Annotated in this window: 34 protein-coding genes, 1 tRNA gene and 1 rRNA gene; 16 read left to right on the top strand and 20 right to left on the bottom strand. The window is 41.8% G+C overall.

Annotated features, from left to right (window positions below; genetic code table 11):
- The 9 genes from KAU88_03040 to KAU88_03000 form a co-directional block, all read right to left on the bottom strand.
- A partial coding sequence (locus tag KAU88_03040) for a hypothetical protein (GenBank protein ID MCK4477487.1) occupies positions 1-245 on the bottom strand: 245 nt, incomplete at its 3' end.
- A gap of 98 nt (positions 246-343) precedes the next feature.
- A complete protein-coding gene (locus KAU88_03035; protein ID MCK4477486.1) occupies positions 344-1,240 on the bottom strand; it encodes a tyrosine-type recombinase/integrase in 897 nt (298 codons plus the stop codon).
- A gap of 94 nt (positions 1,241-1,334) precedes the next feature.
- Entirely contained in the window at positions 1,335-2,369 is a 1,035-nt protein-coding gene (locus KAU88_03030) for a YIP1 family protein (protein MCK4477485.1), read from the bottom strand.
- A gap of 179 nt (positions 2,370-2,548) precedes the next feature.
- Entirely contained in the window at positions 2,549-3,325 is a 777-nt protein-coding gene (locus KAU88_03025) for a hypothetical protein (GenBank protein ID MCK4477484.1), read from the bottom strand.
- Positions 3,322-4,083 (bottom strand): hypothetical protein, encoded by a 762-nt coding sequence (locus tag KAU88_03020; GenBank protein MCK4477483.1) that lies wholly within the window; start codon positions 4,081-4,083, stop codon positions 3,322-3,324. Before KAU88_03020 ends, KAU88_03025 begins: the two co-directional genes overlap by 4 nt.
- Positions 4,080-5,030 (bottom strand): ABC transporter ATP-binding protein, encoded by a 951-nt coding sequence (locus tag KAU88_03015; protein MCK4477482.1) that lies wholly within the window; start codon positions 5,028-5,030, stop codon positions 4,080-4,082. The genes KAU88_03020 and KAU88_03015 overlap by 4 nt, the downstream gene beginning before the upstream one ends.
- 73 nt (positions 5,031-5,103) lie before the next feature.
- Entirely contained in the window at positions 5,104-5,439 is a 336-nt protein-coding gene (locus tag KAU88_03010; GenBank protein MCK4477481.1) for a hypothetical protein, read from the bottom strand.
- Between the two features lie 210 nt (positions 5,440-5,649).
- Positions 5,650-5,827: transfer RNA gene (locus KAU88_03005), tRNA-Trp, on the bottom strand.
- 50 nt (positions 5,828-5,877) lie between these two features.
- A complete protein-coding gene (locus tag KAU88_03000) occupies positions 5,878-6,132 on the bottom strand; it encodes a GIY-YIG nuclease family protein (GenBank protein MCK4477480.1) in 255 nt (84 codons plus the stop codon).
- 70 nt (positions 6,133-6,202) lie between these two features.
- Between KAU88_03000 and KAU88_02995 the strand changes: the two genes are divergently transcribed.
- From KAU88_02995 to KAU88_02980, 4 genes are all read left to right on the top strand, one after another.
- Positions 6,203-6,613 carry a metallopeptidase gene (locus tag KAU88_02995; GenBank protein MCK4477479.1) on the top strand — a complete coding sequence of 137 codons (411 nt, stop codon included), beginning with the start codon at positions 6,203-6,205 and terminating at the stop codon, positions 6,611-6,613.
- 27 nt (positions 6,614-6,640) lie between these two features.
- Positions 6,641-6,760: ribosomal RNA gene (rrf, locus tag KAU88_02990) — 5S ribosomal RNA — on the top strand.
- A 63-nt stretch (positions 6,761-6,823) separates the two neighbouring features.
- Positions 6,824-7,960 (top strand): DUF1512 domain-containing protein, encoded by a 1,137-nt coding sequence (locus KAU88_02985; protein ID MCK4477478.1) that lies wholly within the window; start codon positions 6,824-6,826, stop codon positions 7,958-7,960.
- Position 7,961: 1 nt separating this feature from the next.
- A complete protein-coding gene (locus KAU88_02980) occupies positions 7,962-8,375 on the top strand; it encodes a hypothetical protein (GenBank protein MCK4477477.1) in 414 nt (137 codons plus the stop codon).
- On the opposite strand, the gene map is transcribed toward KAU88_02980, so the two are convergent.
- Positions 8,372-9,274, bottom strand: coding sequence for a type II methionyl aminopeptidase (map, locus tag KAU88_02975; protein ID MCK4477476.1), 903 nt, complete (start codon positions 9,272-9,274; stop codon positions 8,372-8,374). The genes KAU88_02980 and map overlap by 4 nt on opposite strands.
- Positions 9,275-9,344: 70 nt before the next feature.
- Between map and KAU88_02970 the strand changes: the two genes are divergently transcribed.
- Positions 9,345-9,728 carry an MBL fold metallo-hydrolase gene (locus KAU88_02970; GenBank protein ID MCK4477475.1) on the top strand — a complete coding sequence of 128 codons (384 nt, stop codon included), beginning with the start codon at positions 9,345-9,347 and terminating at the stop codon, positions 9,726-9,728.
- A gap of 283 nt (positions 9,729-10,011) precedes the next feature.
- Here the strand turns inward: KAU88_02970 and KAU88_02965 are convergent, their stop codons facing one another.
- On the bottom strand, positions 10,012-10,572 hold the full coding sequence (locus KAU88_02965) for a flavin reductase family protein (GenBank protein ID MCK4477474.1): 561 nt from the start codon (positions 10,570-10,572) through the stop codon (positions 10,012-10,014).
- 15 nt (positions 10,573-10,587) lie between these two features.
- Entirely contained in the window at positions 10,588-11,712 is a 1,125-nt protein-coding gene (locus tag KAU88_02960) for a tryptophan--tRNA ligase (protein MCK4477473.1), read from the bottom strand.
- A 252-nt stretch (positions 11,713-11,964) separates the two neighbouring features.
- Between KAU88_02960 and KAU88_02955 the strand changes: the two genes are divergently transcribed.
- Genes KAU88_02955 through KAU88_02945 form a run of 3 tightly spaced genes read left to right on the top strand, consistent with a single transcriptional unit; the run spans position 11,965 to position 13,708 of the window.
- Positions 11,965-12,462 carry a hypothetical protein gene (locus tag KAU88_02955; GenBank protein ID MCK4477472.1) on the top strand — a complete coding sequence of 166 codons (498 nt, stop codon included), beginning with the start codon at positions 11,965-11,967 and terminating at the stop codon, positions 12,460-12,462.
- Positions 12,463-12,468: 6 nt separating this feature from the next.
- The gene (locus tag KAU88_02950; protein MCK4477471.1) at positions 12,469-13,245 is read left to right on the top strand and encodes a hypothetical protein; all 777 of its coding nucleotides are present in this window, start codon (positions 12,469-12,471) and stop codon (positions 13,243-13,245) included.
- Positions 13,238-13,708, top strand: coding sequence for a hypothetical protein (locus tag KAU88_02945; GenBank protein ID MCK4477470.1), 471 nt, complete (start codon positions 13,238-13,240; stop codon positions 13,706-13,708). The genes KAU88_02950 and KAU88_02945 overlap by 8 nt, the downstream gene beginning before the upstream one ends.
- On the opposite strand, the gene KAU88_02940 is transcribed toward KAU88_02945, so the two are convergent.
- Both KAU88_02940 and rimI read right to left on the bottom strand, forming a co-directional pair.
- A complete protein-coding gene (locus tag KAU88_02940) occupies positions 13,690-14,223 on the bottom strand; it encodes a class IV adenylate cyclase (GenBank protein ID MCK4477469.1) in 534 nt (177 codons plus the stop codon). The genes KAU88_02945 and KAU88_02940 overlap by 19 nt on opposite strands.
- Before the next feature lie 147 nt (positions 14,224-14,370).
- On the bottom strand, positions 14,371-14,871 hold the full coding sequence (gene rimI, locus KAU88_02935) for a ribosomal protein S18-alanine N-acetyltransferase (GenBank protein ID MCK4477468.1): 501 nt from the start codon (positions 14,869-14,871) through the stop codon (positions 14,371-14,373).
- 100 nt (positions 14,872-14,971) lie between these two features.
- Here rimI and KAU88_02930 point away from each other — a divergent pair, with 100 nt between their 5' ends.
- Entirely contained in the window at positions 14,972-15,952 is a 981-nt protein-coding gene (locus KAU88_02930) for a hypothetical protein (protein ID MCK4477467.1), read from the top strand.
- A 31-nt stretch (positions 15,953-15,983) separates the two neighbouring features.
- Here the strand turns inward: KAU88_02930 and KAU88_02925 are convergent, their stop codons facing one another.
- Positions 15,984-16,910 carry an AEC family transporter gene (locus KAU88_02925; protein MCK4477466.1) on the bottom strand — a complete coding sequence of 309 codons (927 nt, stop codon included), beginning with the start codon at positions 16,908-16,910 and terminating at the stop codon, positions 15,984-15,986.
- 71 nt (positions 16,911-16,981) lie between these two features.
- Positions 16,982-18,247, bottom strand: coding sequence for a nickel-dependent lactate racemase (larA, locus tag KAU88_02920; GenBank protein MCK4477465.1), 1,266 nt, complete (start codon positions 18,245-18,247; stop codon positions 16,982-16,984).
- A 133-nt stretch (positions 18,248-18,380) separates the two neighbouring features.
- Here larA and KAU88_02915 point away from each other — a divergent pair, with 133 nt between their 5' ends.
- Positions 18,381-19,082 (top strand): MBL fold metallo-hydrolase, encoded by a 702-nt coding sequence (locus KAU88_02915; protein MCK4477464.1) that lies wholly within the window; start codon positions 18,381-18,383, stop codon positions 19,080-19,082.
- Entirely contained in the window at positions 19,079-19,702 is a 624-nt protein-coding gene (locus tag KAU88_02910; GenBank protein ID MCK4477463.1) for an orotate phosphoribosyltransferase, read from the top strand. Before KAU88_02915 ends, KAU88_02910 begins: the two co-directional genes overlap by 4 nt.
- 131 nt (positions 19,703-19,833) lie before the next feature.
- Here the strand turns inward: KAU88_02910 and KAU88_02905 are convergent, their stop codons facing one another.
- The 4 genes from KAU88_02905 to KAU88_02890 all read right to left on the bottom strand — a co-directional run bounded on the left by KAU88_02905 (position 19,834) and on the right by KAU88_02890 (position 22,563).
- The gene (locus tag KAU88_02905; protein ID MCK4477462.1) at positions 19,834-20,394 is read right to left on the bottom strand and encodes a TATA-box-binding protein; all 561 of its coding nucleotides are present in this window, start codon (positions 20,392-20,394) and stop codon (positions 19,834-19,836) included.
- A gap of 50 nt (positions 20,395-20,444) precedes the next feature.
- Positions 20,445-21,032: a signal peptidase I gene (locus KAU88_02900; protein MCK4477461.1), complete on the bottom strand. Its 588-nt coding sequence runs from the start codon at positions 21,030-21,032 to the stop codon at positions 20,445-20,447.
- A 162-nt stretch (positions 21,033-21,194) separates the two neighbouring features.
- Positions 21,195-21,362 carry a hypothetical protein gene (locus KAU88_02895; GenBank protein ID MCK4477460.1) on the bottom strand — a complete coding sequence of 56 codons (168 nt, stop codon included), beginning with the start codon at positions 21,360-21,362 and terminating at the stop codon, positions 21,195-21,197.
- A 622-nt stretch (positions 21,363-21,984) separates the two neighbouring features.
- Entirely contained in the window at positions 21,985-22,563 is a 579-nt protein-coding gene (locus KAU88_02890) for a class II aldolase/adducin family protein (GenBank protein MCK4477459.1), read from the bottom strand.
- Positions 22,564-22,697: 134 nt separating this feature from the next.
- On the opposite strand from KAU88_02890, the gene KAU88_02885 reads away from it, so the two are divergent.
- From KAU88_02885 to KAU88_02865, 5 genes are all read left to right on the top strand, one after another.
- The gene (locus KAU88_02885; protein ID MCK4477458.1) at positions 22,698-23,177 is read left to right on the top strand and encodes a hypothetical protein; all 480 of its coding nucleotides are present in this window, start codon (positions 22,698-22,700) and stop codon (positions 23,175-23,177) included.
- 13 nt (positions 23,178-23,190) lie between these two features.
- On the top strand, positions 23,191-23,973 hold the full coding sequence (locus tag KAU88_02880; GenBank protein MCK4477457.1) for a hypothetical protein: 783 nt from the start codon (positions 23,191-23,193) through the stop codon (positions 23,971-23,973).
- Positions 23,974-24,247: 274 nt separating this feature from the next.
- The gene (locus KAU88_02875; GenBank protein MCK4477456.1) at positions 24,248-24,511 is read left to right on the top strand and encodes a hypothetical protein; all 264 of its coding nucleotides are present in this window, start codon (positions 24,248-24,250) and stop codon (positions 24,509-24,511) included.
- A 92-nt stretch (positions 24,512-24,603) separates the two neighbouring features.
- Complete coding sequence (locus KAU88_02870) at positions 24,604-25,683, top strand: DNA cytosine methyltransferase (protein MCK4477455.1); 1,080 nt, start codon at positions 24,604-24,606, stop codon at positions 25,681-25,683.
- 12 nt (positions 25,684-25,695) lie between these two features.
- Complete coding sequence (locus KAU88_02865; protein MCK4477454.1) at positions 25,696-26,358, top strand: hypothetical protein; 663 nt, start codon at positions 25,696-25,698, stop codon at positions 26,356-26,358.

Here is a 26,358-nt window from a genome sequence, read left to right as displayed (position 1 = left end):
AGAAAGAGATAGAAGAGAATAAACACATGAGACATTATCGTCCTCTTTTCCGCCTTCTCCTTCATATATCCTAACAATGTGATGGTGAAAGGAATTATCAGAGAAAGGACAATAGCACCACACACCTGCCCGAGCACCATGTTACCAAGTTTAAATGCAATGTAGAGAACACTCACCGAAATACTGAAAATAACAGAGGAGCAAATGAAGATAACGTCCATTAATTTACTCATATTCTTAGGCATTCTCAATCTCCAAGCAATTTGACTAGGGAATTATTTCATTTTTATGACTTGTGGAAGAAACCTCAATCTAATAGAAAAAAGGGAAGTGGTGGTTAAGGTTATGCTAGTAGTTTTAGTCCTTCAGAGAATTTTTCATAAATCATCTTCAGTCTAAGTAGTTCTCTTCCAGTGTAATATTTGCCTAAGACTGTTCTTGGTGCTCTACCCTGAAATATGTCTACATATCTATCTGGGCAACCATTCTCTCCCAAAGTAGTGGACTGCCATTTTCTTAGCACTTGAGGTGTTATTTTGATTTCAGCTTTCCTGCTAACTTCAACCCACATTCTATAGAAGACATTCTTGTCAATTCTGAACAACCTCTCCTTGTCATCTTTCCTACTTGCCAAGTACTTCTGAAGATACTTTTCTGTATCAACGGTGTAGAATGTTATTCCAGCTCTTTTTGTTCTTGTGTTATGTCGAGACTTAATTGACCTTAGAGAGGAATCTACATCACTTATTGCCAACTCTAGTAGCTCTGAACATCTCAATCCACTATCCTTGTAAAACATAAAGATCGCTTTCTCTCTATCGCCAGACAAAGTGCTAAAGCCAAGTCTGAGCTGATCCTTGGAAGGCAGAACAGTTTCTTCATAGTTATTTAGAATAGGAGCTTTCCTGAACCCGAAAACAATTTCAGGTCTTCCCAGATATCTCATGATGAAAGCTTTCAACCCTTTGATCTGATTGTTGTAAGTACTTGGACTCATGGAAAGATACCCTTTAAGATAACCTCTAACAGCATCTCTACTAACCATTCCCTTAGAATGCTTCAGAAATCGTATGGCAATGTATTGGTACTGCTTGACCATTCTTTTAGTAAGTCTCTCATCAATGCTTAAATAAACAGCAAAGTCTGAAATTGTCTTCTCCAAATTAGAAATTCTGAGAGTAATGTTTCTTGCATCAACTATTGGATACATAGCCTGCAGAGCTGCTCTATATGGGTTCAATTCCCATCCCCGGCTTCCAGAATCTAATTTAGAGCTTAATTTCGCGTGCGCATTTCTGGTGCTTCCTAGGCTTTGATGTCGATGCAGGCACACTCTACAAAAACGCCAGCGTAAGTAGAATGAACAATGGCAAAAACCCTATAATTGCAGCTAAACTGGCACTTCGCCATGAAAGCCTTTCTGATGTTTGAATGGCGAAAATAACGAGTATTAGAGGCCATAAAACTAAGGGAATAACAAAGCCAAAGATCAAGAAGATCACATAAAGCAAAAATGAATTTTCAATTTGAAGACCGATCTCCAACAAGTCAACGGCGATTGTTATTAATGAAGGTAGAAAAGCAAAGCCTAACAAAGATGCTGTTCTGGAGTGGCTGCCTGTTCCACCGAGTTGCCGTGCTGCCACATGCACTAAAACAGACGTTATCAACCAGAGGAGCAGTGCTGCAGGGATTATCAGTACTGTCCTAGATACAAGTTCTAATGGTTCGCCGATGCTAAAAGGAACGAAACGCCAACGTGTAGGAACAAAATCTGCTAGAGAAAATGCTACCGTCCGAATGATCCATGTAACGGAAACTATGACGACTGAAACCAAAGAAAACAAAATTGATTGATTATAGCTGACTTCGTCGAATGTGCGTCGTGGATGTAAGAACGTTCCGCCAAGGAATTGGCTGAAGTATCTCCAAGAGAAGGCACTTAGGCGTCCACTTAAGTAAAGATCGATGAAAATCATGAAAAAATAGGGTATAGACAAATACTCTACGGCAATCACGGGATAGTTCAAGAAGAAGGGCTTTAAGATTGTTTCATGAAGTGGATTGAGAGTTGTGTCATTAAGGATAGTTATCAGTATAAGCATGAAGCCAAACGTTATGCTGAAACCGAATTGAACTATGAAGCTTCTTTTCTTTAGAAAAATCGCAGGGATTTGTGACCCTCCCAAGAAACTCACTATGGCAAGACCATAAAGGAAAATTATTATATGCTTTATATTGTCATCCGACGGCACAACACCCGAGAGGTCAATAATGCTTTCTACAGCACTTGCAAGGAGAACGGAGTAGCAAACAAGTAAGATCCAGCTAACCAAAACACACATGTAACTTCGTGTTGAGGGCTTCAAATCTGCATCGATTCTCCTTTGGGGGGCTGAGATAAGTTTCCTGTTTCTTTAGCAGCGGGTTGATATTAATATTTTATTGGAAGATCTTCATAGTTGCCTACCATTTGTTAACACAATTTCATGTTGAAACGTGTCTCATATTTTACGTCGAATTTTTCTTTGATTCGTGGCTAAGGTACTCACAGTTTTCCTTTAACCTGGAATTTGCGAAGGGCAGCTAGGTAAGCAAATGCACCTACAATGGCGAAAGGCACGCTTGCAAGAAGAATTTTAGCTAGAAAGCCGAGTTCAATAGGAGCACCTGCAAAAGTATACTGGCGAAGGGCTTCGGCAGCCAAACTTAATGGGTTCGCAGCAACAACGATAATTAGCGCAGGCGGCAGGTAATTTTGAATAACTTCGATAGGGTAGTACACCGTACTTAGGGTGAGGAGAGCGACTTGCACAATGTTTTGGAAGGCAAAGAAGAATTCTCCATGTGTCGACGCAACTGCGGCAAGTGTAGCTGCGATGCCAGCGAGTCCCATGGCCAAGATGAAAAGGAAAGGCAGCAACATGAAGGCGCTCCAGATTGCACGAGCCGGAAGAACGATTAGTGCAATTGCCATTAGAGAACTTGCGTACACTAGGGCAGCTGTGCCTCCAGCGAGCAAATAGGCTATAACTAGACCGTGAGTGCTGATTGGAAGGGACAGTTCATACTGGATTACGCCTTCACGAAGAGCCAGCCAAATTCGTCTGCCTGTGTCCATGGAAGCAGCGAAAAGCCCCATAATTATAACTGCAGGGACAAAGTATACAAAGTAGTCGAAAGTCATCATTCTCTTGTAGACAAGTGCAACGACAAGCATGTCAGAGAGATTAAGACTTAGGAGCACTGCCATGAGCCATTTTGTTCGAAAGAAATAGGAGAAGTCGTTGCGTGCTATAGCAAGAACAACGCGAATCTCACTCATGCACTCTTAACTCCTTCTACGAGTCTCTGAATTAGAATCAAGCCTAAACCTAATGTGCTAACCGATAGGGCTGTCAGTACAGCCACTGCATAATAGGGATTCATGAGAATACTTGGATCAAATCCTAGGATAAGACGAGTCAAGTCTGATCCGTATGTGAGTGGGCTGAACAGTGCAACTGAGGCGTACTGGGGAGGCAAAAAAATGAAAGGGTACAACACCGTGCTAAAACGAATTATTATAGTGCTTAGGCCTGTGACGATTGCAGTATAAAGGTCAGACGACTTGAAAGCTATGAAAGACAAGCTTAGCATCAAACCTGCTACACCGAAGCCAAGAAAAAACAGGGCTAACACGCAAGCAACTGCAGAAACCCATGTGAGGTTTCCGATGATTAGCAACGTGACGGTCAATGGGACTGCAAGCATTAGTGCAAGCTCTGCTCCGCCTTGCAAGGCAATACTGATGAATAGTTTTGTCCGTGAAATGGGGAGGCTAAGCAGGTAGGGCAATCGTCCTTCATGGGCGTGTTCAACAAAGTGACGTCCTGTGTGGGATGCCATATTAAAAGTTATCATAATTACCAAGCCAACCGCGTAGAATTGAAAATAGTTGTCTATACCTGTAACGAGTTGAGAAATCATTACGCCATATACGCTGACTTGAACAAGGAAGATAACCCATTCCATGATAATCCAGACAGGCGGCTTAAGTTCCTGTTTTAGATCGAACCAGACAAGGCGAAGTACGTTCCTCATCTGCTCTCCTCTTTCAAGACTCTTCCTGTGAAGTGGAGGAAAACATCGTCTAGAGATGGTTCAGTTATTCTAATAGAAAGGATGCGGGCTTTGTTTTGGTAGCATATGTCTGTCATTCTTGGCACCCATGACTCTGCCATTGACACATATGCTTTGAATCGGTTTGCACCTGAGTTGGTTATTTTTACTGTACCTTCTATTTGGCTTAGGGATTGTTCTATGATTTGGGTATCTGTGGTGTCGATTTCAAGTTCAACTATGTCGCCGCCTATGATGTTGTCTTTCAGTTGTCTAACAGTGTCGCATACGACGAATTTTCCCTCATCAAGTACGGTTACGCGGTCAGCTAAGTATTCAGCTTCGCGGACCTCATTCGTAGCAATGAGTATTGTTGAGCCTTCTTCTCGTAGTTTGAGGATTTGTGCCCAGATTTTACGTTTTCCACGCAGATCTACTTGGCTGGTCGGCTCGTCTAGTATGGCGAATTTTGGGCGTTGAACGAAGATTTTGGAGATTTCTAACCGTTTTGCTTGTCCACCTGATAGGTGCATAAAGAGTTTGTTTCGGGCGTCCCAAAGTTCCAAGTTTTTGAGGATGCTTTCTATTAAGTTGTCACGTCTTGCTTTTGGAACACCACAAACGCTTGCGTGGAATCGTAGTATGTCGGCGGGTTTGTGGCGCCAGAAACCTCTTGCTTCTTGAAATGCTATGCCTAGAATTTTGCGTACGCTTGTGGATTGACTAGTTACATCTAGATCCATAACTTTTGCTTGCCCAGATGTTGGTTTAAGAACTGTGGCGAGGATGAGAAGGAGGGTTGTTTTCCCTGAGCCGTTGGGACCGAGGAGTACCATGATTTCGTTTTCATCGATGGTGAAATCTAAGTTTTTGAGGGCATATGTTTTGCCATATTGCTTTGTTAGATTTTTTGTTTCAACGGCGTACATTATAGTATTCCTGCATCAAGGCTACTATGAAAGGTTAAAAGGGTAATATGGGCCTGGAAAATAAACTTGGTGGTTATTTTTTGTGTCGCTTAATTCTCTCTCGTCTTTGTGTTTTTCGGCGCCATTCTCGTTTTTTCTGCGTCTTTATACGTGCTCTGTTGAAGCGGTGATTTGGACTGGCTTCTTCTCGGTATTGATTTATATTTCTGTAAAAGATTGGATAATCTATTTGATTTTGTTGGAGAGCCGTGATGTTCTGGTTTAGCTGTTTTCTGGTTTCTGAATCTGATATTTTTTCAAAGATGTCAGAGTAGACAAGATAGGCAGCGTGAAATTGAAAATCAGATGGATTGTCGATTAAGAGTTTTTCTGGAAGGGTTGACGCACTATTGTTAGATTCTTCGGTCATGGTTCTCCAAGCTTTTGTGATAGTTTAGAAGGCTTGCCTTTTATAGATAGCGCTTATTGCTGTAACAACTTGGCAGCTGAGTCTACCCAATTCGAAAATCCAGAAGAATATGAAGACGTTAAACACAAGACCCCGAATACGCTTAGCGTTCATTAACCACCATTTAGAACTAGTAGACAACCTAGTTCTCCAGCTGTACACGCAAAGATTTGGTGGGGCTGGCCGGATTTGAACCGGTGACCTCTCCCCGAAACCATGTTAATGCATGGTTCCTACGGGTTTCTCTAGCATTCACCGCTCCAGAAATTCGTCATCCCACACGAGCGGTCCGCAAACCCGTTTAAATACTTCTGGAGCCCGTCGTCATACCTGGCTAGACTACAGCCCCACCACAACCACAAACACAACAACAGAAAATATATGCCTTACGTAACTCCACTAAACATTCAACCTCCCAACAAGCCTTTGCTTCTTCTTATGGCTCAATAGTTTAATTGTTCTTTCCCTCCGTACTGCCTCCTTACGCGAACCAATCTTCTCAACGTAAACAACTTTCATAGGCTTGTGTATCCGAGTATACCTAGCACCAATCCCCTTCTTGTGTTGTTTAAAACGAGACTCTACATCTTTAGTATATCCGGTATAATAGCTTCCGCCTTCGCAAAGAAGCATGTAGACATAGTAAGCCATCATACATCAACTGTCCATATGCATGAAAATGCTAAAAACATTTTTTATTAATGTAACCACAAAAAGAAACCCCATGAGAATAAAATACTACGAAGCCCCTGATGTAAAACAGCTCATAAATACAATAATAGCAGAACTAAGATTCGTCCACATTAACTCTCAACACGTATATTGCTTCAGAAGTAATGGCTCCGAATCAAAACGCACAATAGCCCGAATCCACAGCCTAGAAAAACTCTGGCAAAAAGCTCTTCAAACACACCCACGATATTTAATCGAAGTAATCGCTGAAAGATACGACAAACTCAGCCAAACAGACCGAGAAAAAGTCCTAATCCACGAATTACTCCATATACCCAAAGGATTCTCAGGAGGCTTCAGACCACACAAAGGCTACATAAACAAGAAAACTATAAACAAACTCCATAAAACCTTTGAACGTCGCAAAAAAACCCACGAAATAATTCAACGAGCGAAAGATTAAAAAACCCAAAAAGCACGCTCTATATAGGTTGCCGGCCAAAGGGCGCGGGACCCACCCGATCCCATTCCGAACTCGGAAGTTAAACCGCGCTCCGTTTCAGGTGTTAGTATGGTCTTCGGCCATGTGAAGCCAGAAAAGCTGGCAGCCCTCTTTCAACCGTCTTGTGAAAACCTAAGACTTATAACCTAGTGAATATAGTCTTCTGAAATTGTGGCGGAATTGATACAACTAGAAACGCTGCCAGCGCAATTCCTTCCAGGACAAGATAGCCTAAGCTGGGTATTCCAAATAATCTTCATGCTTCTCTTCGTAGTAATGATGTTCTACGGACAAAGAATACAAATGTATATCATGATAAGAGAAATCGAAGGTTCCTTGCTCCGCCTTAAATTCATACGAGACGAAGGACGAAAGATCGCGATAAAAACGATAAAAGAAATAGGAAAACCCGAAGTAGACCCTACAGAACGAGTTAACCAATTCCTAGAACACATAACAATTCAGCCCCAAAGCATGGACCCAGCCGGTATCGTATGGAAACTTGAACACATACTTGACGTACGAGAAACCCGCTTCAAAGACGAAGTCAAATTAATGGCACCAGCAGCAGATGAAACCAACGTAAACAATTTGGAAAACACCTTAGAAGCAGCTGCAGCGTTAAATATAATCTACAAAGTTATACGCCACTTCTATATCTTAGGAAAGAAAACACTCAGCCTTTACATCATTATGCAAATACAAATGATACTTCCATTGATTATGCGAGAAGCAGAAGCCTACGCAAGCGCCCTCAAAGCTTTCTCATACGGTCAACCCATTGGCGATGGCGCCGGTGCTCTCGTCGCAGCTAAACTAATGCATGGACACAGAAAAAAGAAAATTGAAAAAGATTGCGTTGTAGCCAAAGTTCCGTTGGAAGGACGAACTGCATATGTAATAAAGGCAGAAGGTCCAGGCGGTAATGTGGGAAAGCCCGGAGAAGCAATAAAGAGAGTTATTGAAGAGAATGATGGGAAAATCTCTACAATAATCATGATAGACGCCGCTTTGAAGCTTGAAGGCGAAAAGCTTGCAGATGTAGCTGAAGGAGTAGGAGCAGCTATTGGCGGACCAGGAACGGAACAGTATAAAATCGAAGAAAGCATTCTGAAATATAAAATTCCAATAAACGCGGTAATCATTAAAGAAGACATCGGTGACGCAGTGTCACCAATGAGAAAAGAAATTTTTGACGCAACCGAGGTTGCAGTTGAACGAGTTAAGCGTGTAATCAAAGAGAGAACAAAGGAAGGTGACACTGTGATAATTGCTGGAATAGGAAACAGCATTGGGGTGGGGCAGTAAAATGAATGGAGAAACAGAAAAGGCTGTAAGAAGAGTTTCTTCAATTGTACTTATTGTTACTATTGTTGCGCTCGTCTTATCCTCAACCGCATTATACGAGGCATACGAATTGTTTCTAAGTAATGATCCTACTGCAGGGTATTATTTGCTAATCGGCTTTATTGGAATGGCTCTATCTGCTTACATGTTGATTCAAACTAAAAGACGAATGCAGAGATTCACTTTAAAAACGCAACCAATCACTACAACGATAGTTTGTTCCAAATGTGGGTTCAAAAATGTTAGAAACTTCGAACGAGGCGACTATATACTTAAGGAGCTTGGATCATGCACAAAATGCGAGGGAACTATGATGATTTCTGCAATATACCGTGAAGTCAAAGAGAAAAGAAAAGAAGAGAAAATCTTCACCTAAGTCAAAACTATACATCCGTTTTTCACCACCAAAACTGTGTGTTCCGCTTGTGCTACAGGTTTTCCACTGGCTTCAATGAAGATAGGATAAGACATGAGACATCTGGATCGGAGGAGTTCATGAAATGCAGCTACGTAATTTTCTTGGGATAGAACGCCATTCAACCAGCGTTCCGAAAATGGTAAAGTCTTGAAGTTAGCTTCGATGTAGTTAAGCAGATGTTTTGCGTGTGTATTCTGCAATGATTTGCGTTTCACAAACCTAAAAATTGTTGTTTCATCTCCATCTTTCACTTTACCAGCAGCGTTAGCAACGGTTACGAAGGGTTCGAGTGCTACTACTTCGCCTTCTCTTATTTTGGAGCCTATGATATGTGAAACATTTGGCAAAGACTTCCCAGTGTGAATCAAATAGCGCCCAATTTGATGTCCTGTCAAATTTGAGACAGGTTTGCATCCATATGCTTTAATAGTTTTTTGGATTGCTGAGCCTAATTTCGATGTTGATATTCCAGCATAAATCGTCTTGACTGCAACTTTTAGCCCCTCTTGGGCTGCTTGCATAAGGTTTTCATGTTCTGGATTGAAACATATTGTAACCGCGGTGTCTGCAATGTAGCCATCTAAGTGTGCACCGATATCTACTTTTACAAGTGAGTTCGGTGGAATTGTACTTTTATCGTTGGGTGGTGATGTATAGTGGGCTGCAACTTCATTGATAGAGACGTTACATGGAAAAGCTAATTGTCCACCCTTTTCACGGATTAATCCTTCCGCTCTTTCACAAACCTCAATTATAGGCATTCCCACACGCACAAAACGCCTCATTCTCTCTCGTACTTCTCTGGCAATCTTTCCAGCGTCTTCATATTTTTCAAAAATGTCTTCTGGGAGACTCATAGTTTATCAGCACACTATTCTCTTTAAATTCAAAGAAAGTAAAAAGACTTTGGAATGGGAGACGTTAGATATGGCAAAGATTAGATGGTTGGGGCACGCAACCTTTGAAATAAAGCTGGCGGAAAAGATTGTCTTCATGGACCCTTGGCTTGATGGCAATCCCAAAGCGGCGATAAAAACTTCGGATGTTAAAGAAGCAAACATTGCTTGTGTAACTCATGATCACATGGACCACGTTGGAAGTACCTTTGAAATCTGCAAACAGACATACGCATCGTTTGTTGGAACACCTGAATTATGCAGCTACGAAAAGGAAAATGGAGTTGCAGAAGCCATGGGATTCAACATAAGAGGTACCGCAAACGTGAAGGGAATCGATATGACAATGACCCAAGCTTCCCACACGGCCCTCCGAGGTGTTCCTACAGGTTTTGTTTTAAGAGAGAAGAGATAGCTATCTACCATGCTGTAGGTACAGGGTTTTTTGGGGCTATGAGATTTAGGGAAGAACTCTACGCGCCTGACGTAGCTTTGCTTCCTATAGGTGGATATTACACAATGAATTCCAAGGAAGCAGCCTAGGCAGTGGGCTTGATTAAGTCAAAAGTCGTGATTCCTATGCATTATTAAACCTTTCCAGTGCTCACCAAGACAGCTGACGAGTTTGTAAAAAAGGTTAGTGAAGAAAGCCCTGAAGTCATTGTATTAGACCTGGGTGAAGTATATTCGTTATAATTCTAGAGAGACGGCTTAATTACTTCATGTGAGAGCGTCGCGAATTTGTTTCTGCCAAGATGATAAATGAGTTTTGCCTTTTTGATATCAAATTCCCTTTTGAAGCTATCTTCGTTTACATATGCTTCTACTACTCTGCCGACAAAAATGGTGTGATCGCCTGTTGTAAACGTTTGCTCTAGTTTGCATTCCAGATGAGCGATGCATTCTTCAATTATAGGGGGTTCAACGGTCTTAGCCTGTAATGGTGTCAGCTTTGTTTCCTTGAACTTATCACAGTTTTCTCCGCTTCGTCTACCGCAAAACAATGTTTCTTGCACGATTTTCATGGTTGGAATATTTACAACGAATTCTCGTGCTTCTCTAACAAGCCCGTGTGAATGGCGAGTTGGCTTGACGCTTATGGCTACAAGAGGTGGATTGATCGATGCTGGCATCACCCATGCCAATGTAATAATGTTTGCTTTTCCAGCCTTACCGATACAGGTTACTAGCACTGTGTGCATTGGGTGCAAAAATTTGTAGGCGTCAGAAAGCGGGACTTTGACTTTCTTTGTTTCCAAGACAAAAACCTCATATTAGTGTTTTATGAAAAACTCCTCGATTATGTCTTTGGCCTTTTCTCTTTTCTCTTGATGTTCTATAAGGAATTTCGTTACTCTTTCCGTCAGTAGGGTTTTACAATCGCCACAGATTGTTTCTCCAGATCTACACTCTCTTGCCAACTCGACAAGCCTTTCGTCGTTCCCTTCGAAGAGATAGAGAAAGTATTGGTATATTGTGCAGATGTCGGGTTCGCCGCCGAGCTTTCTCTGTTCTTTAATGGTGGGTTTGCCTCCAGTGAATGCATTCCAGATTTTCTTTTTGATTATTTTTGGAGTGTCAGTTGTGAATATGCATGTTTCTGGTTCTCTTGCACTCATTTTTCCGCCTTTTCCGAGGCCAGGTACGAAGCGGCAGTGGATTTGGGCTGGCTTGTAGTAGCCTAGTTTGGGTGCTACGTCTCGGGTAACGCGCCAGTACGGATCTTGGTCAATGGCGGCTGGAATGAGGCAGGGCACGTTTTCGCCGGTGAGTTTAGCGTGGATAAAACAGGGAACCGATTGGATTGCTGGCCAGAAAATCCATCCAATGTTTGTGTTGTCTTGGAAGCCGAAAACTGCCTTTGCTGTTGAGTAGGTAACGCGTTTGGCGACTTCTAAGGCTATGTCGTAGAGAAGAGCTATGTCTTTGACGTCGAAAATGATGCACGTGCTTTCCGGTTTGAACCCCAGTGCAATGAGGTCTAGCGCGTTATCGTAAGCAAAATCCGCTGTTTCGCCAAGCTTAAGGTCTTGTTCAATAACGAATTTTTCATCATCAGTCATTTGAAAGTAGAGCATTGTTTTGAATTTGTCTTGGAGATATTTAGTAAAGATCCATGGGACAAGATGGCCTATGTGAACGGGGCCTGAGGGTCCTCTGCCAGTGTATAGAACGAACTTTTTGCCCTTCTCGTAGAGGTCTAATACGACGTCTAGGTCTCGGTGGGAAAAGAACAGTTTTCGTCGTAGCTGCGGGTGGAGTTCTCCCGTGTGTTTCTGGATTCTTCTTAGTAGTTTGTCAGTTATAGGGTGCGTGCCGAATTTGCGAATAAGTTTTTCATAGTCAATTTTGCCTTTTACTTCCCATGGAGTAACGATCATTTTCTCTTCGTTGGACATAGTGGCCATCGCTCGTTCAGAATCTTTTCATTGAGAATTTGGGGATAGTGTATTAAAGTTTGTGTGTAGCTTTTTTAGTTTCTAGATCTTGTTCGTTTCCAAATAAGCTTCTGATAGGCTTCAAGGTTGGGGATTGAGAGTTAATTTGAATCTAAACTGTGAAGTAGTTAAAGAAATATTGTTTATTGCTACAGAAGATTTAATACAATATCATCGTCATATCCACATCGTAACAGAGGGGATAATGTAAGCATGCCTATAATTATAGCCAATAAACCTCAACTCACTGGCATAATCATTCTTTTTGTTGGTGTAGCCCTCTTAGCTTTCACTTTTATAAACGCCTTTTTCTTTCTTCAGGAACCTTTCAGCATAATTGCTTCTGGAGATTTGGCAAGAGTGTTTGGTGACGCTTTGGCTCCACTCATTCAAGCATGTATACGTCTAATGTATCTAGGCATTATGGGATGGATAGGTTCACTCTTAACTGTAAGAGGAATTCCATTAGTAATACACAAGCATGTTCCTATTGCTGTGCCCGCAGCAGCGACTCAAGCTAAGCCACAGCCCAAATCGCTAAAACAACTAAAGCCACACCTAATGGCAACACCACAACCGCAACCAAAACCAGCGCCAGCCCCTAAACCGCAACCGGCTCCACAAGCCCAAACGTATCAATCTACACCACAACCCGCACAAAAAGAATCCCAAGCAGTGCTCATCCCACCAGAAAACCAGCAGGAAGAGTAAGCCCAAATGAACGTGCCATTGCGGGCGCTTAGTTGGGCTGTACGTTTTTTCTGGATAATAGCCCTTGCTTTTGCTGTCACATGCGTCTATTCTGTCACTTTAATTCGGGTAGACTTCGGCGAACCAATTATGAATTCTACAGAAGAAAACTGCACGATAACATTGCCAATTATCTTTGACAACAACGGCTACTACAATATTGCCGGACTGAACATCACTACACTCATCACAGACTATGAAAATAAGCGAATTTCAGAAGCCACCACTTACATAGAACAAGTTCCTCCTCAAAACAGCGCAACCATCTTTCACAATATTAGCTTCAACCTAAACGAAATAATGATACAAGAACATTATCTCTTCAACGACTCGAACTTCACCCTTTCCGGTTCAATCCAGTTAAATTATGCCAACTTGATACCGTTTGGATTCGAAGCTAACACGACAATACCTTGGGGTGCACCACTTTTCAATTTTACAGCTGGCGAGCCTGAATACAACACGTACAACAGCACATATCTGAGAGTAAATGTGCCAATCAACTTCGAAAACCATTCGCTCTACTTCAACGTAAGTGGGGCTATTCGAATCGAGATACTCAATGATAGACATCAGCTACTAGGGGAGAGTGCGGTTTCTGTAGATGCCCCATCCAATGCCATGTACTATGGTGAGATTGAAACACTAGTTAACGCGGCGATGGCGACAGAACGAGGGCAAATTCGTATTTACGTTGAAACGGAGATGTTCAGATATGGTCCTATGGTGATAAACCATGGATAAGGTGAAAAAGGAAAAAGACGATAAGTTCACGATGAGGGATTTTCTGTCACGCTTCTCTAAAGCTTTGCTTAAAGTAGCGATTGGCTACATTCTCTTCTCTATCTTTTCAAAGTTAATTATTCCCCTTAAAGGCATTTATAGCTATCAAACAGGCTTCACAACCTTGATTGTGCTATTTCTAGTCTTTACATTCTTTATTGAACTAGCTAAAGGCACGATTATTCAACACGTTTTTAGCATAGCAAATTCTTTGATGATTGTGTTTTACTTTGTTTGCATTCTAGATACAGGCATAATTAATGTCACCATAGAGCAGGTTGACCTGATGGTTGACCTGCGCTTCTTTCTCTCTATATTTATTCTGGGTGGTGTTCTGAGCTTTGCGAAGAGCATGTTACAGCTTGTGAATTGGATGAACGAAAGAGAAGAACGATGGTTGAGATATCAAATTAAGTCGCTGTAGGAAAGCCCTTCTAAACGTTTTGAGCCAATGTTTAGCTGTCCTCGGAGTTTCTCCAACTTGAGCAAGTCTTTTTTCTGTTGCTCTGAATCTTCGGAAGTTACGCATTCAAATTCTATGAAAGAACCTAAGCCTTTGACAGTGTCTAAATGAATCTGAACACCTTCATAAACGTAAATTTCTCTAACTTTGTCCACCATAACTTTAACCTTTATGATTCGCTCAAGAATTTGTTTAAAGATTTGAGGCTGAAGAATTTTAAGAATGAAAACAGAACTTCTCTTTGGCTCGGCAACGTTTTCTCGTTCATAATAGATCAGTTCAGCGCCAGTTTCGCCCTCCACCTCCCGCAACTTCAACCTACCCTTCGGAACCTTGTAATAAGTGTCAATCTGATGAAAAACACCCACTTGCTCAGCGCCATATTGAACAAGGCTGTCTCGGACAATGGCTAAATCATCTGCTTTAGCTTTCAACTCGACCATTCTATGTTGAACTCCTGTGCATTTGGAAGACATATTCTTTCCCCATTAGATTTCTGGCTAGTTACGATTTCTTGATTGCAGTAGTATATATGCTAAAGCGTGTGTTTTCAAGTTTGTGAGCTTAATGACTTCTTTCTAAATGAAGCACGAAACACATCTATGAAATATTAGTCAAACGTTTCATTTCTTTAGCTTCTTCGCCATAACATAAGCATTTTCTCCATCAGCGTAGTACCTACGCGCCGTCCTGACAACTTGAAGCCCTAGCTTCTTGTACATACTTGCTGCTGGGACATTGCTAACTCTCACTTCCAAATAACATTCCTTCGCTTTATACAAACGCATATTCTTCATCGCCTCCTTCGTAAGAGCAATGCCTACGCCTTTACGTTGAAATTCCGGTAACACTGCAACGGAAACCACATGACCCTTCTTGGAAATGCTAAATAGGCCAAAACTCAAAAAGCCTGTTTCAATTCTACACATAATATACCCTACAATGTTGTGCCCCTGCTCAGCCACAATGAAAGTAGCTGGATACCGCTCATAAATGTCCATGAAGAAATAGGTTGAATAGTTCTCAGGTAGGCAGACACGGTTTATCTGAATGACCTTTTCGAGGTCTCCAGGTTCAAACGGTCGCAGTGTGAAAGTTGTCTGCAATTGCTGTTTCCTCGCCAATTTTTAGGCAACACACATGAAAGTTAAATGTTTTGGCTTCACACACTACATATATGTTTACAGAACCCATAGGAATGGATGAAGACCTAGAAGGTTCAGTATGAAAGCCTTAGCGTTGCTGTCCGGCGGTTTAGACAGCATATTAGCAGTGAAGCTAATCCAAGAGCAGGGAATAGATGTTGTGGCAGTAAACTTCATCTCCCCATTCTGTCTTTGCGGAAAAAGTGGATGTGGCGCCGCTGGAATAGCAGAACAACTCGAAATACCACTTAAGATAATGAATGTAGGTGAAGACTATCTTAAGATATTGAGGAACCCCAAGTATGGTTACGGAAAGAACATGAACCCCTGCATTGACTGCAGAATATTCATGTTCAAAAAAGCTAAAAAATACGCCGAAGAAATCGGTGCCTTGTTCCTTTTCACCGGAGAAGTCCTTAACGAAAGACCTATGTCCCAGCACAGAAAAGCGTTGAGTGTCATTGAAAAAGAAGCAGGTTTAGAAGGAAAAATTTTGAGGCCTTTGTCTGCGAAGTTGCTACCCGAAACCGAAGCGGAAAAAAAAGGATGGGCTAATAGAGAAAAACTGCTTGATATTAGCGGTAGATCGAGAAAGAAACAGATCAAACTTACTAAAGAGTTCGGCATTAAAAATTACCCATGTCCCGCAGGTGGTTGTTTACTAACCTACAAGGAATTTGCAGCAAAAATCAGAGATTTATTTAAACACAAGAAAAAAGTTGGGATTAAAGACATTAACCTGTTGAAGATAGGGAGACATTTCAGGTTTGGAAAGAACAAGATAATCGTCGGAAGAAATGAAACTGAAAATAAACAACTAGAGCGAATGAGAGGAAAGAACGATTATTGCTTCGAAGTTCCTGACTGCGGTAGTCCCATCACTTTGCTGCAAGGACCGAAAACAAGAAAGGCTGAAAGGAAAGCAGCAGCTTTGACTCTACGTTACTCTGACATAAAACTGGGAGAAGCGCTAGTTAAGTTTGGTAGAGAAAAGATGGATAAATCAGTCATTGTTCCCGCTCCAGATGCCTCTGAAATTGAGGAACTAAGAATAAGATAATTCTTTATGCTAGCGAACGCCAATATTTCTACTAATGGCCCAACAACAAAAGCCACAAATTTAGATATAGTGCTGCTCCAAGCGAGGAGACCAGGATTAAGGAAGCGATTGTTTCTTTATAAAAATCATAACGCTCGCTGAGAATGATCATAGAAATGGCAATGGGCATACCATGCATAATTACCAATACTGAGCTTTCCACACCAGTCAGGCCAAGCAGTCCAGTGGTTAAAAGAGCTATTCCTGGTAGGAATACTATTCTCAGCAGGCTCAGCTTGAAGGCTTTTGATATGTTTGTATACTTCCTTCCGTAAAGAAAAACTCCAAGCATAAAGATGGCCACAGTGGACGTGGTGCCTCCTAGCATGTGTAAGGATGTTGAAATGGGGGCTGGGATTTCTATTCTAGTAAGCGATAGCAGAATGCCCGACACTATTGATATGATTAATGGGTTTTTTGAAAGCCTTCTAGCAACATGTTTTATTGCTTCCCATTTTGTGGATTTCTCAAGTCTATACATCTCAAGGATAGAGAGAGACGTGATGACGCTCACTATAGAAATGGAAGCTGCTGACAAAGTTGCCAGACGTTCTCCCTCCGTCGGAAAAGCAAATGTTACGAATGGTATGCCAAAGAAGGCTAGGCTGCCAAAAATAGTACTTAAAATAAGAAGGTAAAGACTATTTTTTGGAAACCTGAATGCGAAGTAAAGAACTGTGTAAATTGCTAATACAATAAAGATAGGGACAATTCCCGCAGACATGAACATGAGAATCTCTGAAGTAAATTCTATTTCAACCATATTGATGAAAAATAAGGCAGGCAATGCAAAATAGTATACGTAGGCGCTGAGCACCCGTTCATCGCCCGATTTCAAAATCCCCATCCTTCTAGAAAGGAAACCAGCTCCTATTAGAAGAAAAATAGGAACTATTGTTTGCACAGTAGTGGCATTCATGGGATTTCATCTTGTTGTGCGCATAGTATTTGGATTTGTTTCACATGTTGCAGCAAACATAGCCTACGCAACTAACTCTTCACTAACGGAAAAGTCACGTGGCCATAAGGAATTGCCCAAACTTTAGCATTTTTACCTGCAATGTCAAAAGCATCACGTAGAGCATCATTCAAGGCCCTCGCCGTTTTAAGTCTAAAAACGTTGACTGCATAATAATCAGGCATCGTTGAAACAAGAATAATCTGCGCTTTCTGCAAAGCTTTTAATAAATAGTAAGCCTTGTGCCCACCGATAACGAAGCGTTTCTTAATTTCCTTCTCCATGGACTTCAGATCTTCAAACTTCACCATCCACTCATAAAACACTTCGTTTCCATAGCCTTCAGGGCACTCAGCGACTAGGACAATGACGCCGCCACGCTTGACACTGTCCAAGACATTGTCAACTGCTTTGTATGCTTGGAAGAAGTTGATGTCTGCGGGGTGCCCACCAGGACTAACTATGGCTATATCTGCACGACGGTCAATTGGCACCTTGCAGATTTCCTCAACCAGTTTCACGCCTTCGTAGAAGGCTTGCTCCAAATCACCGGCAAACGCTTTCACAATTTCGCCTTTGTTGTTTGTCACTACATTCAAAATAAAATCAACCTTTGCCAGCCTTGCGGCTTCAACCATGTCTTCGTGGACTGGATTCCCATTCAGAATGCTAGTTCTGGCTTGGGGATGCAAAAGCATGGCATGGTTGTGTTGAATTGTTTTGGCGCTGCTGACGCCAGGCAAAACGCTTTTTCTGCCGCCGCCAAAACCCGCGTAATAGTGCATTTCAACGTCGCCCGTTAGAATTCGTACATCCGCTTCCGCGAAAGTTTTGTTAACAAAAACTTTCGTTCCAAATTTCTTGGCTGTTCCCATGTAAACGTGATCTTTAGCGTGGCAGTCATGGCTTATGGTTTTGACACGGTTTACTACATCTTCGCTTAGAAGTTCTCTTGCCTCGTCGAGTTTAACGGCTCTGTGGGTGCCGCATCCGAAGATTATGGTAATATCTTCGTCTTTGACGCCGAGTAGGTTTAGCTTTTCCAGAAGGGGAGGAATTATCAAGTGACTTGGGGCAGGTCGAGTAACATCGTCTACAACTATTGCAACTCTGCTACCTTGCTCTATTATTTCATTTAAGGGTCTAGAACCAATCGGCTCATTTAAAGCTCGTAAAATCTCAGCTTTTGCATCTGGTACTCCAGGTTTTTCTTTTGGTTCTATGGCTCCGAGGAAGTTGCGGGTGGGAATGCGTGCACAAACCTCTGTCTTGTCGTAAGGAAGCCATACATCTACCATGGAAACGGTACTCCAAGTGAAGGAACAGTTGAGGACTACAGCTTTTAAGCCTATCGAAGACTATGTGAGACAGAAATTGTCAGCATAAGTTCTTTTAACCAAAAACACATACCAATTATGGAGGAGTATTTCCATGTCAATAGAAAAAACGGTTCCAGAAAAAAATGAAATAGCCTTCAAATGGTTTAACAACTATGCAGGTGTCACCATAAGAACACCAACTAAAATATTTGTAATAGACCCTGTGGACGTAAACGCCAAGGACTTCACAGCCATAGACGCCATTCTCATCACCCATGAACACTACGACCATCTGGATAGCCCCCTAATAAGGAAGATGCAAGAAAGAACCCAATGCCAAATATTCGCTGACCCCACATCCATAAAAAAGCTCGGTGTTTCAATCCCAGCTGAAAAGCTGCAGGAAATGAGACCTGGAACAGAAACAAAAATAGACAATGTAACTGTAAGAGCTGAAATGTGCAATCACCCGCCTGCAACCACGCCAATCACATTCATAATAACCAGTGAAGATAGCGTCAACATCTTCCACACAGCGGACAGCTTGCCCTTTCCAGAACTAAAAGACATAGGCAACGAACAGAAACCAGACATTGTCTTTTGTACAGTCGGCATAGCACCTGGCACGTCGCCCGAGACAGCAACAGAAATAGTGAAACTTGTAAAGCCAAAAGTTGCGGTACCATACCACACAGCTTCAAAAGCTGACTTGAACAGGTTCTGCGAAATATTGTCGAAAGAAATGTCAAAAGTAAAGTGTCTGGTAGCTGAGAAAGGTAACGTTTACATCGTTGGAAAGGAACGAAGAAAATGACCGTAAAAATAGAACCGATGAAAGAACAGCTTTGCCGAGTACTCTTCAAAATTGGCGCATTGAAATTCGGCGCCTTCAAGCTCACAAGTGGAAAAATAAGCCCCTACTACATCGACCTTCGCATTGTGCCAAGTTTTCCTGATGCCTTCCGCGAAATTTGTGACTTCTACGTTAAACTCGTAAAAAACAATGTCGGAATCAAGAAATTCAAGCGAATAGCTGGAATTCCCACAGCTGGCATGCCTTTCGCCTCTGTTGTCGCTTATAACCTTGACAAGTCTTTCCTCTACACTCGTCCAACCCAACGAAGGCACGGGAGAGAACGCAGAGTTGAAGGCATATTGATGCCAGGTGACAAAGTTCTGATACTCGATGATTTGATTACTTCGGGCAAATCGCTACTTAAAGCTGCGGCTGCAATAAGGGCGGAGGGCGGAGTAATCAACGATGCCGTGGTTTTAATCGATAGAGAAGAAGGGGGAAAAGAAAAACTAGCAAAAGACAATATTACATTGCACTATTTGCTAAAAGCAAGGGAAGCGGCAAAAACGCTATACGAAGTAGGAGCTATAACAGACATGGAATTTGAAACAATTTTGAAGCAGAGAAAAGAAAAATAACACTAGATGCGCGCTTGTCGGATGCTTCTCAACAAGGGGGTTCAAAACTAGGTATTCATTTCTTCTTGAACATAGCCATAATGGTCATAATAGAGAAGGGTGGAAAAAATATTTGAGTGTTCTACAATTAATTACTCATAAAATATCAGTTCCTTTTCTTCAAGCTCTTGGTGCAGTTTGGTAACAGCTTCATATACATATTGCTCTTTTTTAGCTCCTGTGCAAACAAGTTTCCCACTTGCAAAGAGCAGTATGACAACCTTAGGCACTGCCATACGGTAAATCAACCCTGGGAATTGCTCTGGCTCGTACATGGTTTTTCCCAATATATAGGCTGCTTTCTCCAGATCAATAAGCCCTCCAAGATTTGCTGAGGCTACAATGTTTTGGATTTTCAGCTCAGGTTTGCCTATGATAATTATGTCGCTTCCCTTTAATTCCTTGACCACTCGCATAACAGCTCTTCGAGATTCCTTCTCAGACTTGGCACCAGTGCAGACCATCTTTCCAGAGTTAAAAATCAGAGTGGCTGTCTTCGGTCTTTTAAGACGAAAAACCAAGCCTGGAAATTGTTCAGGTCTATACTCCACACCAGGATATCCTTTTACAACAGCGTTTAAATCGACACGTTGATTTAATGTTGCAGAAGCAACCACGTTTTCGATGCGAATGGTGGCATTTACTTTTGGCATTCATAGCACCTTTAAATGCTATAGAGTTGCACATGTCTATATATAAAGCCTTATAAAGAGTCTATGTCCAAAACGTCGGGTTCCTCTTCGGATTGTTTTGGCGCTTTCTTTTCCTTAGCGAGGGGGATTATGAATTCAAGAAGAATTAGGATTACTATGAAAATGATAATGATTAACATTCCTTCAGATGTGCGGACAAACAAAGGGATATGCCCAAGGTAGGGGATGCTCCACACAACTTTGCCTACAAGGTTACTGTCATAGACTCTCCAAGGATCTGAACTTGGATTGTTATCACCCTTAGTCACGATATACGGGGTTCCTGCGTTATCAGATATATTCACGGCTCTGTGAACAATAAGGTCATCTGGGTTGTTTGGTTTGTTAAAAACAATTATGTCACCTGTATCGTATGCTGCAACAATGTCGCTTACATTCAATCCACCTTGAACAATTATCAAGTCACCAACATCCAATGTAGGCATCATGCTTCCTGATGCAACTGCAAGAAGAGGATAGTCAGTTCTTAAGTAAATTCTTAAGCCAAACCAGAAAGCAATAATGCTGCCTAGAATTATTGCCAGAAGAATCAGGGATTTTACGTATTCATTTTTTAGGACGTGTTTAAGCTTTGGCATTCTATCGACTTCTCACAATGAACAGCGGTTTTGCTGTGTTTGTTCACCGTCTTGTATTTAAAACTTGACATCCATGGAGAACATAAAAAAGGGAAATGAAGGAGCTTAGAGTCCGGATGGAGCAGTTTTGCTTTGAAGTTGCTTTCACCGTGAACTGCCGCTTTAGATTTTCTTCTTACTTAAGACAACGCGAAAAGCTTTGTCGCATTTCGGGCAGTCGTAAAGGCCGATTTCAAGTTGCGTTCTCTTGCCTTGCTTGTCAGGTCGACCAGCCATCTTCCAACTCTTTCTCATCTTGCCTTCACCGCCACATTTTGGACATTTTGGCATTATTTCTTCCTCCATAACAATGTATTATGGTTGCTATGATAATACATAAAAAATTTGCCATAGTATCCGAATATTTTAGAGGGTTTCTTTTAAGAACACACACTGAATTCTCTTCAAAGCCAAAATAATTAGCCCATATCAAAAGAAGAAGGCTTTAATTTTCGACTAAATTCTCTGTTTTTTTGTAAGTCTAAAATTGCTACTAATTTTGTAAGCATCGTTGTTTTCTTTGCAAGTGGGCGTGCAAGTATATGGCATGTATGCATGCATCAAAGTTTCTTGATTGGCAATTTGATAAGGGGATACTGGTGCGTAAGTGAGATGTGTGTTGCAAACTGAGGCTAACGGTTTTCTCCATGTTGCATTTTCTGTCAGTGCAGACATCCGCGGTCTCATCTAAACCTTGACCAACGTTTAGCAATCAAAGCATTGGAGTCATGGTTGAAAGAAGGGTAAAGGTCAGCGCACGGTTCAAAGTCGTATAACCTGTGAGCATAATTATCGTGGCGACACTTATGGGCTATTTCCTTCTTCTCGTTCGACAACTGAGTTGACAATGCCAGCCTAAAGCTGGCTAAAATGCTCCGCATCCTCGCTTTCTATTGATCGATCGAGTTTAGCATCACTTTAGGAGTGCTACCTTCTCTATAAAAACTGTAAGGTCAAATGCCTCCTCTAAAGTTGGGCAGACCACTGAGAGGCCATGTCCCCTTAAAACTACAGCTCTTGCATTCTTTTTCTTCAAGGCTTTGGCGGCTTCGAGCGCTAATTTATGAGTACCCGCCTTAAAGGGACCTATGATAGGAATATCGCCAGTGATCGGAAAGGCATGGCTTTCCCTAGGGAGTCTTAGGGTATCTATCTGAGTGGAGGACACTCTAATCACGTTTGGAGGGTGCGTATGTATAACAAAATTTGCTTCCGGCATATGTTTGTAGATTTCTAGATGAAGAAGTTTTTCCGTTGAAGGCTCACCGCTAGTTAGTGAAATACCTTTCTCATCAATCAAAACGAAATTTTCTGGCTTCATTGCCCTAAAAGTACAGCCACTTTTCTTTATAAAAAATTGGCTTTGTCCTATCCTGCAACTCACATTTCCCTCAGCATGCGCAACTAATCCCATTCTAAAGAGAAGCCTACATACCTTCGCAAGCCTTTGCTTAAGTTGCTGCTCCTCAAGTGATTTAAAGCCTTTTTTCATCACTCGACCTCCTATGCCTTCCTATTTCACCGATACATATGCAGAATCAGTTAAATATTTTAATTAAGAAACATAAAAACTTATTTAAGGAAAAGAATAACCTATTGAAAGCTAGACGAAAAAAGGGGAACAGAATGTCCAAAGAATATAAGTTCGATGATCTGGGCAATTTATGCGCATTCATTCTTGCCTGTGGAGCAAAAGCATATTCATGGAAACGCTTTAAGATTGTCGTATATGCTCTTTCCAAAGCAGGTCGAACGGAGCCTAGAAAACTTCCTCAGATATTTTCCTATGGCTTTAGTAGTAATTGTTATGCTGGACCCGACGACGATGATCTAAGAGAGGACTTGGACTGGTTAAGAGATGCAGGATACCTTACCGAAAAAATAGAAGAACTATATGGTGCTTCAGGACATAATCTTTACGAGCTTACTGACAAGGGTAAAGAGTTAGGACTTATAGCCACTGGTCACTGGACCACGAAACAAAAAAAGGCAGTCTTCGACGTAGCAAACGTTTCAAAAGACCCTTCAAACTCCGTAATGAAGCTATTACAGAGATATGCCAACAAATGGGACAAGTCTCAAGGGAAAGTGATCGAGAAGCTGTGACTAGGAGAAGCATATGATGCCGTATGTTAAGGCACATCACGTTCTAGTATCACCTCTTCCTTTTTCTTCTGAAAATATTACGAGGATTAGTGACAGAATTAGGTTTATGAAGACTAAGCATATGGTTGACAAAGTTAAAAAACGAACGACGGAAAGTGCAATTAGTTACGACTTCAGATACCTTTGGTTAGCAAGCGGAATTGAGGACGAAGCATATGAGATACGAGCACAAACTGTCGATTTTTCTCCCTCTACTGGCATGTTCAATGTTGAAGAAGTAGCTAAACATTGTGCTGAAGAATCCCTTCACTTATCTATAGATCATACCGGGCTTCTGAAAATTGTATGGAGCGTGCCTTCTGCATGGAGAGGCATTCCTGAAAAGGCCAGAAGGGTGATAGAAAAAGTCGTAGCTGATGTTATATGGCGAGCCTTTAGACCTAGAGACTTTACATACGACCTTTTTCATCATCCTCGTCATTACATGCAGGGTTTTGGCTTTGATGCTGCACAGAATGCTTTCATAAGTGCAGTGGAGAGACTCTCTAAAAGATACCCCAAGTTCGCAGAAAACTATAGGTTAATTCATGATTGGAAAAGTCTTTTTCTTTTAAAAAGGCAGGTTAAAACATATGAGGAGAGGTTAAACAGTTTAGCTCTGCACGTACCCCTAGATGTTTTTGCTAAAAACGTGGCGTTAGTTCAGCTTTCAGATCTCGAGCGGAGACTAGATCTTGAATCAATCGATTGTCTTGTAAAAGATGTTGTCTTATGGGAGTTAAGCGATGAAGTATGAACATTGATTTGTGGTTTTATCTCGGAAACATCATATCACAGGTTGGCATCGCACTATTAGCAATAGGTTTAGTATGGGTCAGAAGTTCTGACGTCGACCTTTCAGTTCGCCTAAAGTTTGAGAGGCGTTTTGCTCTTATAGCTTCGATCTTACTGGTCCTAGGGGTCGCTATACAATTACACAGACTGTTTTTGGCTTAAAGAAACATCTGAGCCATTTTTATTCTTTAGTATGTTTTCTATCTAATTGAAAAATTAAAGAGCAACTTTACGCTATGCTTCTTGAAACTATAGGACAATGGAAGTTGCGGGCTCATTTCGAGGGTAAGATAAAACCACAAAGATTTGACCGTCTTGGATTAGAGCAAATTATCATGTTCTTATTCGCATCTGGGCTCATAGATTATCCAACGTATACTATAATGATGGAAGTTAGAAGGATGAGAAATAACGTGGTTCACAAACTGTGGGAAGGCCTAACATTAGACCCGAAACAAGCCAAGACAACAATCAATCTATCAAATGTCTTAAAGCTTTAGGTTTCCCTGAGTGAGAAGATGTACAAAGGATTTATTTTCTTATTTATGTCATATATGCAAGTTGAATGTTTTCGCAGATGGGGCGACGAAAAATGTGTCCAAAGCCAACTTTAATCGATTTGTACTCAGGATGCGGCGGAGCGTCCTTGGGATTCAAGGAAGCTGGCTTCAAGATAGTAGCGGCTGTGGACATAGATCATTCAGCGTGTGAGACGTATGCGATGAATGTAGGTGTTCAACCAATAGAAGACGACCTCAGAAACGTAACTGGCGACCAAATCCTGAGAATGACTGGACTGAAGAGAGGCGAGGTTGATGTCGTAGTGGGATGTCCGCCCTGTCAAGGGTTCAGTTCGCTCCGAAGAACTAGAAAGGGGGACTCGTCAGACCACAGAGACGACTTGTTAATGGTATTCGCAGAACGAATCGTCGAGATCTTTCCCCGGATGGTCATATTTGAAAATGTGCCTGGGATAACACATGAAAGGGGAAAGAAGTTTCTTAGGAAGTTCATTAGAAAGCTGAAGAAACATCGCTACTTCCCAATAGGGAAAATGTTGAATGCGGCCAACTTCGGCGTCCCTCAGCAAAGAAAAAGATTGATTCTCATCTTCGCGAGAGAAGAGGCAATAACCGACTACCTTATCCCACTTCTCCCACATGAGACACACGCAGATCCGAGTCGAGCAAAAGACGAGCGTTTATTGAACTGGGTAACTGTGGAGGACACAATAGCAGACTTGCCTTCACTCAATAGTGGTGAGAAACATGTCTCGATTCCCCTCCACGAAGCCACAGACCACGGAGAAAACGCGCTCACAATTATTAAAAACATACCCAAAAATGGTGGAAGTAGAAAGGACCTCCCGAAACATCTGTGGTTACCGTGTCATAAGAAGATGAGTGGTGGAGGAGCGGAAAGCGTATATGGAAGAATGATCTGGTCAAAACCGTCTCCTACGATTACTTCTCGTTGCGTCGTTCCTGCTTGTGGTCGTTTTATTCATCCAGACCAGGACAGAGGCATAACTCCAAGGGAAGCAGCCCGTCTTCAAAGCTTCGAAGACCGTTATAGCTTTGTTGGCACTAAGGAATCAATAACGTGGCAAATTGGTAATGCGATGCCTCCTACACTAGCAATTGCTGTAGGAAGATCCATCCATCCTCAATAGGAAGATAAACAAGTGAGCCGCATTGCTGACAAGAATCCCAAAAATAAAGAAACCCGTTTTGTCCAACTAATACTCGATTGGGGCGAGAAAAACAGAAGGTCGTTTCCATGGAGAGAAGACAGAACTCCGTACAAGGTGTTGTTGGTCGAAATTCTACTACAAAGAACACCGGCAAATCGTGTTGCAAAGTTTTTTCCGAAACTCGTTGAGAATTTTCCTTCACCTGAGAGTATAGCGAAAGCCGATGTCGAGGGTCTTGGGAAGTTTTTTCATCCTATGGGATTGAAGAAAAGGGTCGAATGGCTCACGTCACTTATGAAAGAAGTGCGTGATAGATATAATGGCAGAATTCCAGACCAGGAAGACGAATTGGTTAAGCTTCCCGGTGTAGGGCCTTACACAGCAAGAGCCATCTTGTGTTTTGGCTTCGGCAAGGACGTTTCTATCGTGGATGTGAATGTGGCACGTGTCCTATCAAGAGTTTTCCATGGTTCGAACTTCAAGAAAAGGCCTAGTGAAGATGAAGCTTTATGGCGATTTGCTGCTGAAATTGTACCACCAGGTTTAGGACAACAATACAATGAAGCTCTTCTTGATTTTGCCGCTATAGTTTGCAAGAAGACACCACATTGTGAGAAATGTCCTATTTGCTTGATATGTAATTACACAAGATAA

The sequence above is a fragment of the Candidatus Bathyarchaeota archaeon genome, from assembly GCA_023131225.1.
Lineage (GTDB): Archaea > Thermoproteota > Bathyarchaeia > Bathyarchaeales > SOJC01 > JAGLZW01.
This window is presented reverse-complemented; position numbering and strand designations above follow the sequence as displayed.

What these genes read in the sequence shown, in the direction of transcription:
- KAU88_02885 (MCK4477458.1), top strand. Translation starts at nt 22,698, where the DNA reads ATGTCCAAAGAATATAAGTTCGATGATCTGGGCAATTTATGCGCATTC.
- KAU88_02910 (MCK4477463.1), top strand. Translation starts at nt 19,079, where the DNA reads ATGACCGTAAAAATAGAACCGATGAAAGAACAGCTTTGCCGAGTACTC.
- KAU88_02960 (MCK4477473.1), bottom strand. Translation starts at nt 11,712, where the DNA reads ATGTCCAACGAAGAGAAAATGATCGTTACTCCATGGGAAGTAAAAGGC.
- larA (MCK4477465.1), bottom strand. Translation starts at nt 18,247, where the DNA reads ATGGTAGATGTATGGCTTCCTTACGACAAGACAGAGGTTTGTGCACGC.
- KAU88_03010 (MCK4477481.1), bottom strand. Translation starts at nt 5,439, where the DNA reads ATGACCGAAGAATCTAACAATAGTGCGTCAACCCTTCCAGAAAAACTC.
- KAU88_02945 (MCK4477470.1), top strand. Translation starts at nt 13,238, where the DNA reads ATGGATAAGGTGAAAAAGGAAAAAGACGATAAGTTCACGATGAGGGAT.
- KAU88_02880 (MCK4477457.1), top strand. Translation starts at nt 23,191, where the DNA reads ATGATGCCGTATGTTAAGGCACATCACGTTCTAGTATCACCTCTTCCT.
- KAU88_02995 (MCK4477479.1), top strand. Translation starts at nt 6,203, where the DNA reads ATGAGAATAAAATACTACGAAGCCCCTGATGTAAAACAGCTCATAAAT.
- KAU88_03020 (MCK4477483.1), bottom strand. Translation starts at nt 4,083, where the DNA reads ATGAGGAACGTACTTCGCCTTGTCTGGTTCGATCTAAAACAGGAACTT.
- KAU88_02940 (MCK4477469.1), bottom strand. Translation starts at nt 14,223, where the DNA reads ATGTCTTCCAAATGCACAGGAGTTCAACATAGAATGGTCGAGTTGAAA.
- KAU88_02915 (MCK4477464.1), top strand. Translation starts at nt 18,381, where the DNA reads ATGTCAATAGAAAAAACGGTTCCAGAAAAAAATGAAATAGCCTTCAAA.
- KAU88_02900 (MCK4477461.1), bottom strand. Translation starts at nt 21,032, where the DNA reads ATGCCAAAGCTTAAACACGTCCTAAAAAATGAATACGTAAAATCCCTG.
- KAU88_02890 (MCK4477459.1), bottom strand. Translation starts at nt 22,563, where the DNA reads ATGAAAAAAGGCTTTAAATCACTTGAGGAGCAGCAACTTAAGCAAAGG.
- KAU88_02930 (MCK4477467.1), top strand. Translation starts at nt 14,972, where the DNA reads ATGAAAGCCTTAGCGTTGCTGTCCGGCGGTTTAGACAGCATATTAGCA.
- KAU88_02870 (MCK4477455.1), top strand. Translation starts at nt 24,604, where the DNA reads ATGTGTCCAAAGCCAACTTTAATCGATTTGTACTCAGGATGCGGCGGA.
- KAU88_02895 (MCK4477460.1), bottom strand. Translation starts at nt 21,362, where the DNA reads ATGCCAAAATGTCCAAAATGTGGCGGTGAAGGCAAGATGAGAAAGAGT.
- KAU88_03000 (MCK4477480.1), bottom strand. Translation starts at nt 6,132, where the DNA reads ATGATGGCTTACTATGTCTACATGCTTCTTTGCGAAGGCGGAAGCTAT.
- KAU88_02970 (MCK4477475.1), top strand. Translation starts at nt 9,345, where the DNA reads ATGGCAAAGATTAGATGGTTGGGGCACGCAACCTTTGAAATAAAGCTG.
- KAU88_02955 (MCK4477472.1), top strand. Translation starts at nt 11,965, where the DNA reads ATGCCTATAATTATAGCCAATAAACCTCAACTCACTGGCATAATCATT.
- KAU88_02875 (MCK4477456.1), top strand. Translation starts at nt 24,248, where the DNA reads ATGCTTCTTGAAACTATAGGACAATGGAAGTTGCGGGCTCATTTCGAG.
- KAU88_02925 (MCK4477466.1), bottom strand. Translation starts at nt 16,910, where the DNA reads ATGAATGCCACTACTGTGCAAACAATAGTTCCTATTTTTCTTCTAATA.
- KAU88_03015 (MCK4477482.1), bottom strand. Translation starts at nt 5,030, where the DNA reads ATGTACGCCGTTGAAACAAAAAATCTAACAAAGCAATATGGCAAAACA.
- map (MCK4477476.1), bottom strand. Translation starts at nt 9,274, where the DNA reads ATGAGTCTCCCAGAAGACATTTTTGAAAAATATGAAGACGCTGGAAAG.
- KAU88_03025 (MCK4477484.1), bottom strand. Translation starts at nt 3,325, where the DNA reads ATGAGTGAGATTCGCGTTGTTCTTGCTATAGCACGCAACGACTTCTCC.
- KAU88_02950 (MCK4477471.1), top strand. Translation starts at nt 12,469, where the DNA reads ATGAACGTGCCATTGCGGGCGCTTAGTTGGGCTGTACGTTTTTTCTGG.
- KAU88_02905 (MCK4477462.1), bottom strand. Translation starts at nt 20,394, where the DNA reads ATGCCAAAAGTAAATGCCACCATTCGCATCGAAAACGTGGTTGCTTCT.
- KAU88_02980 (MCK4477477.1), top strand. Translation starts at nt 7,962, where the DNA reads ATGAATGGAGAAACAGAAAAGGCTGTAAGAAGAGTTTCTTCAATTGTA.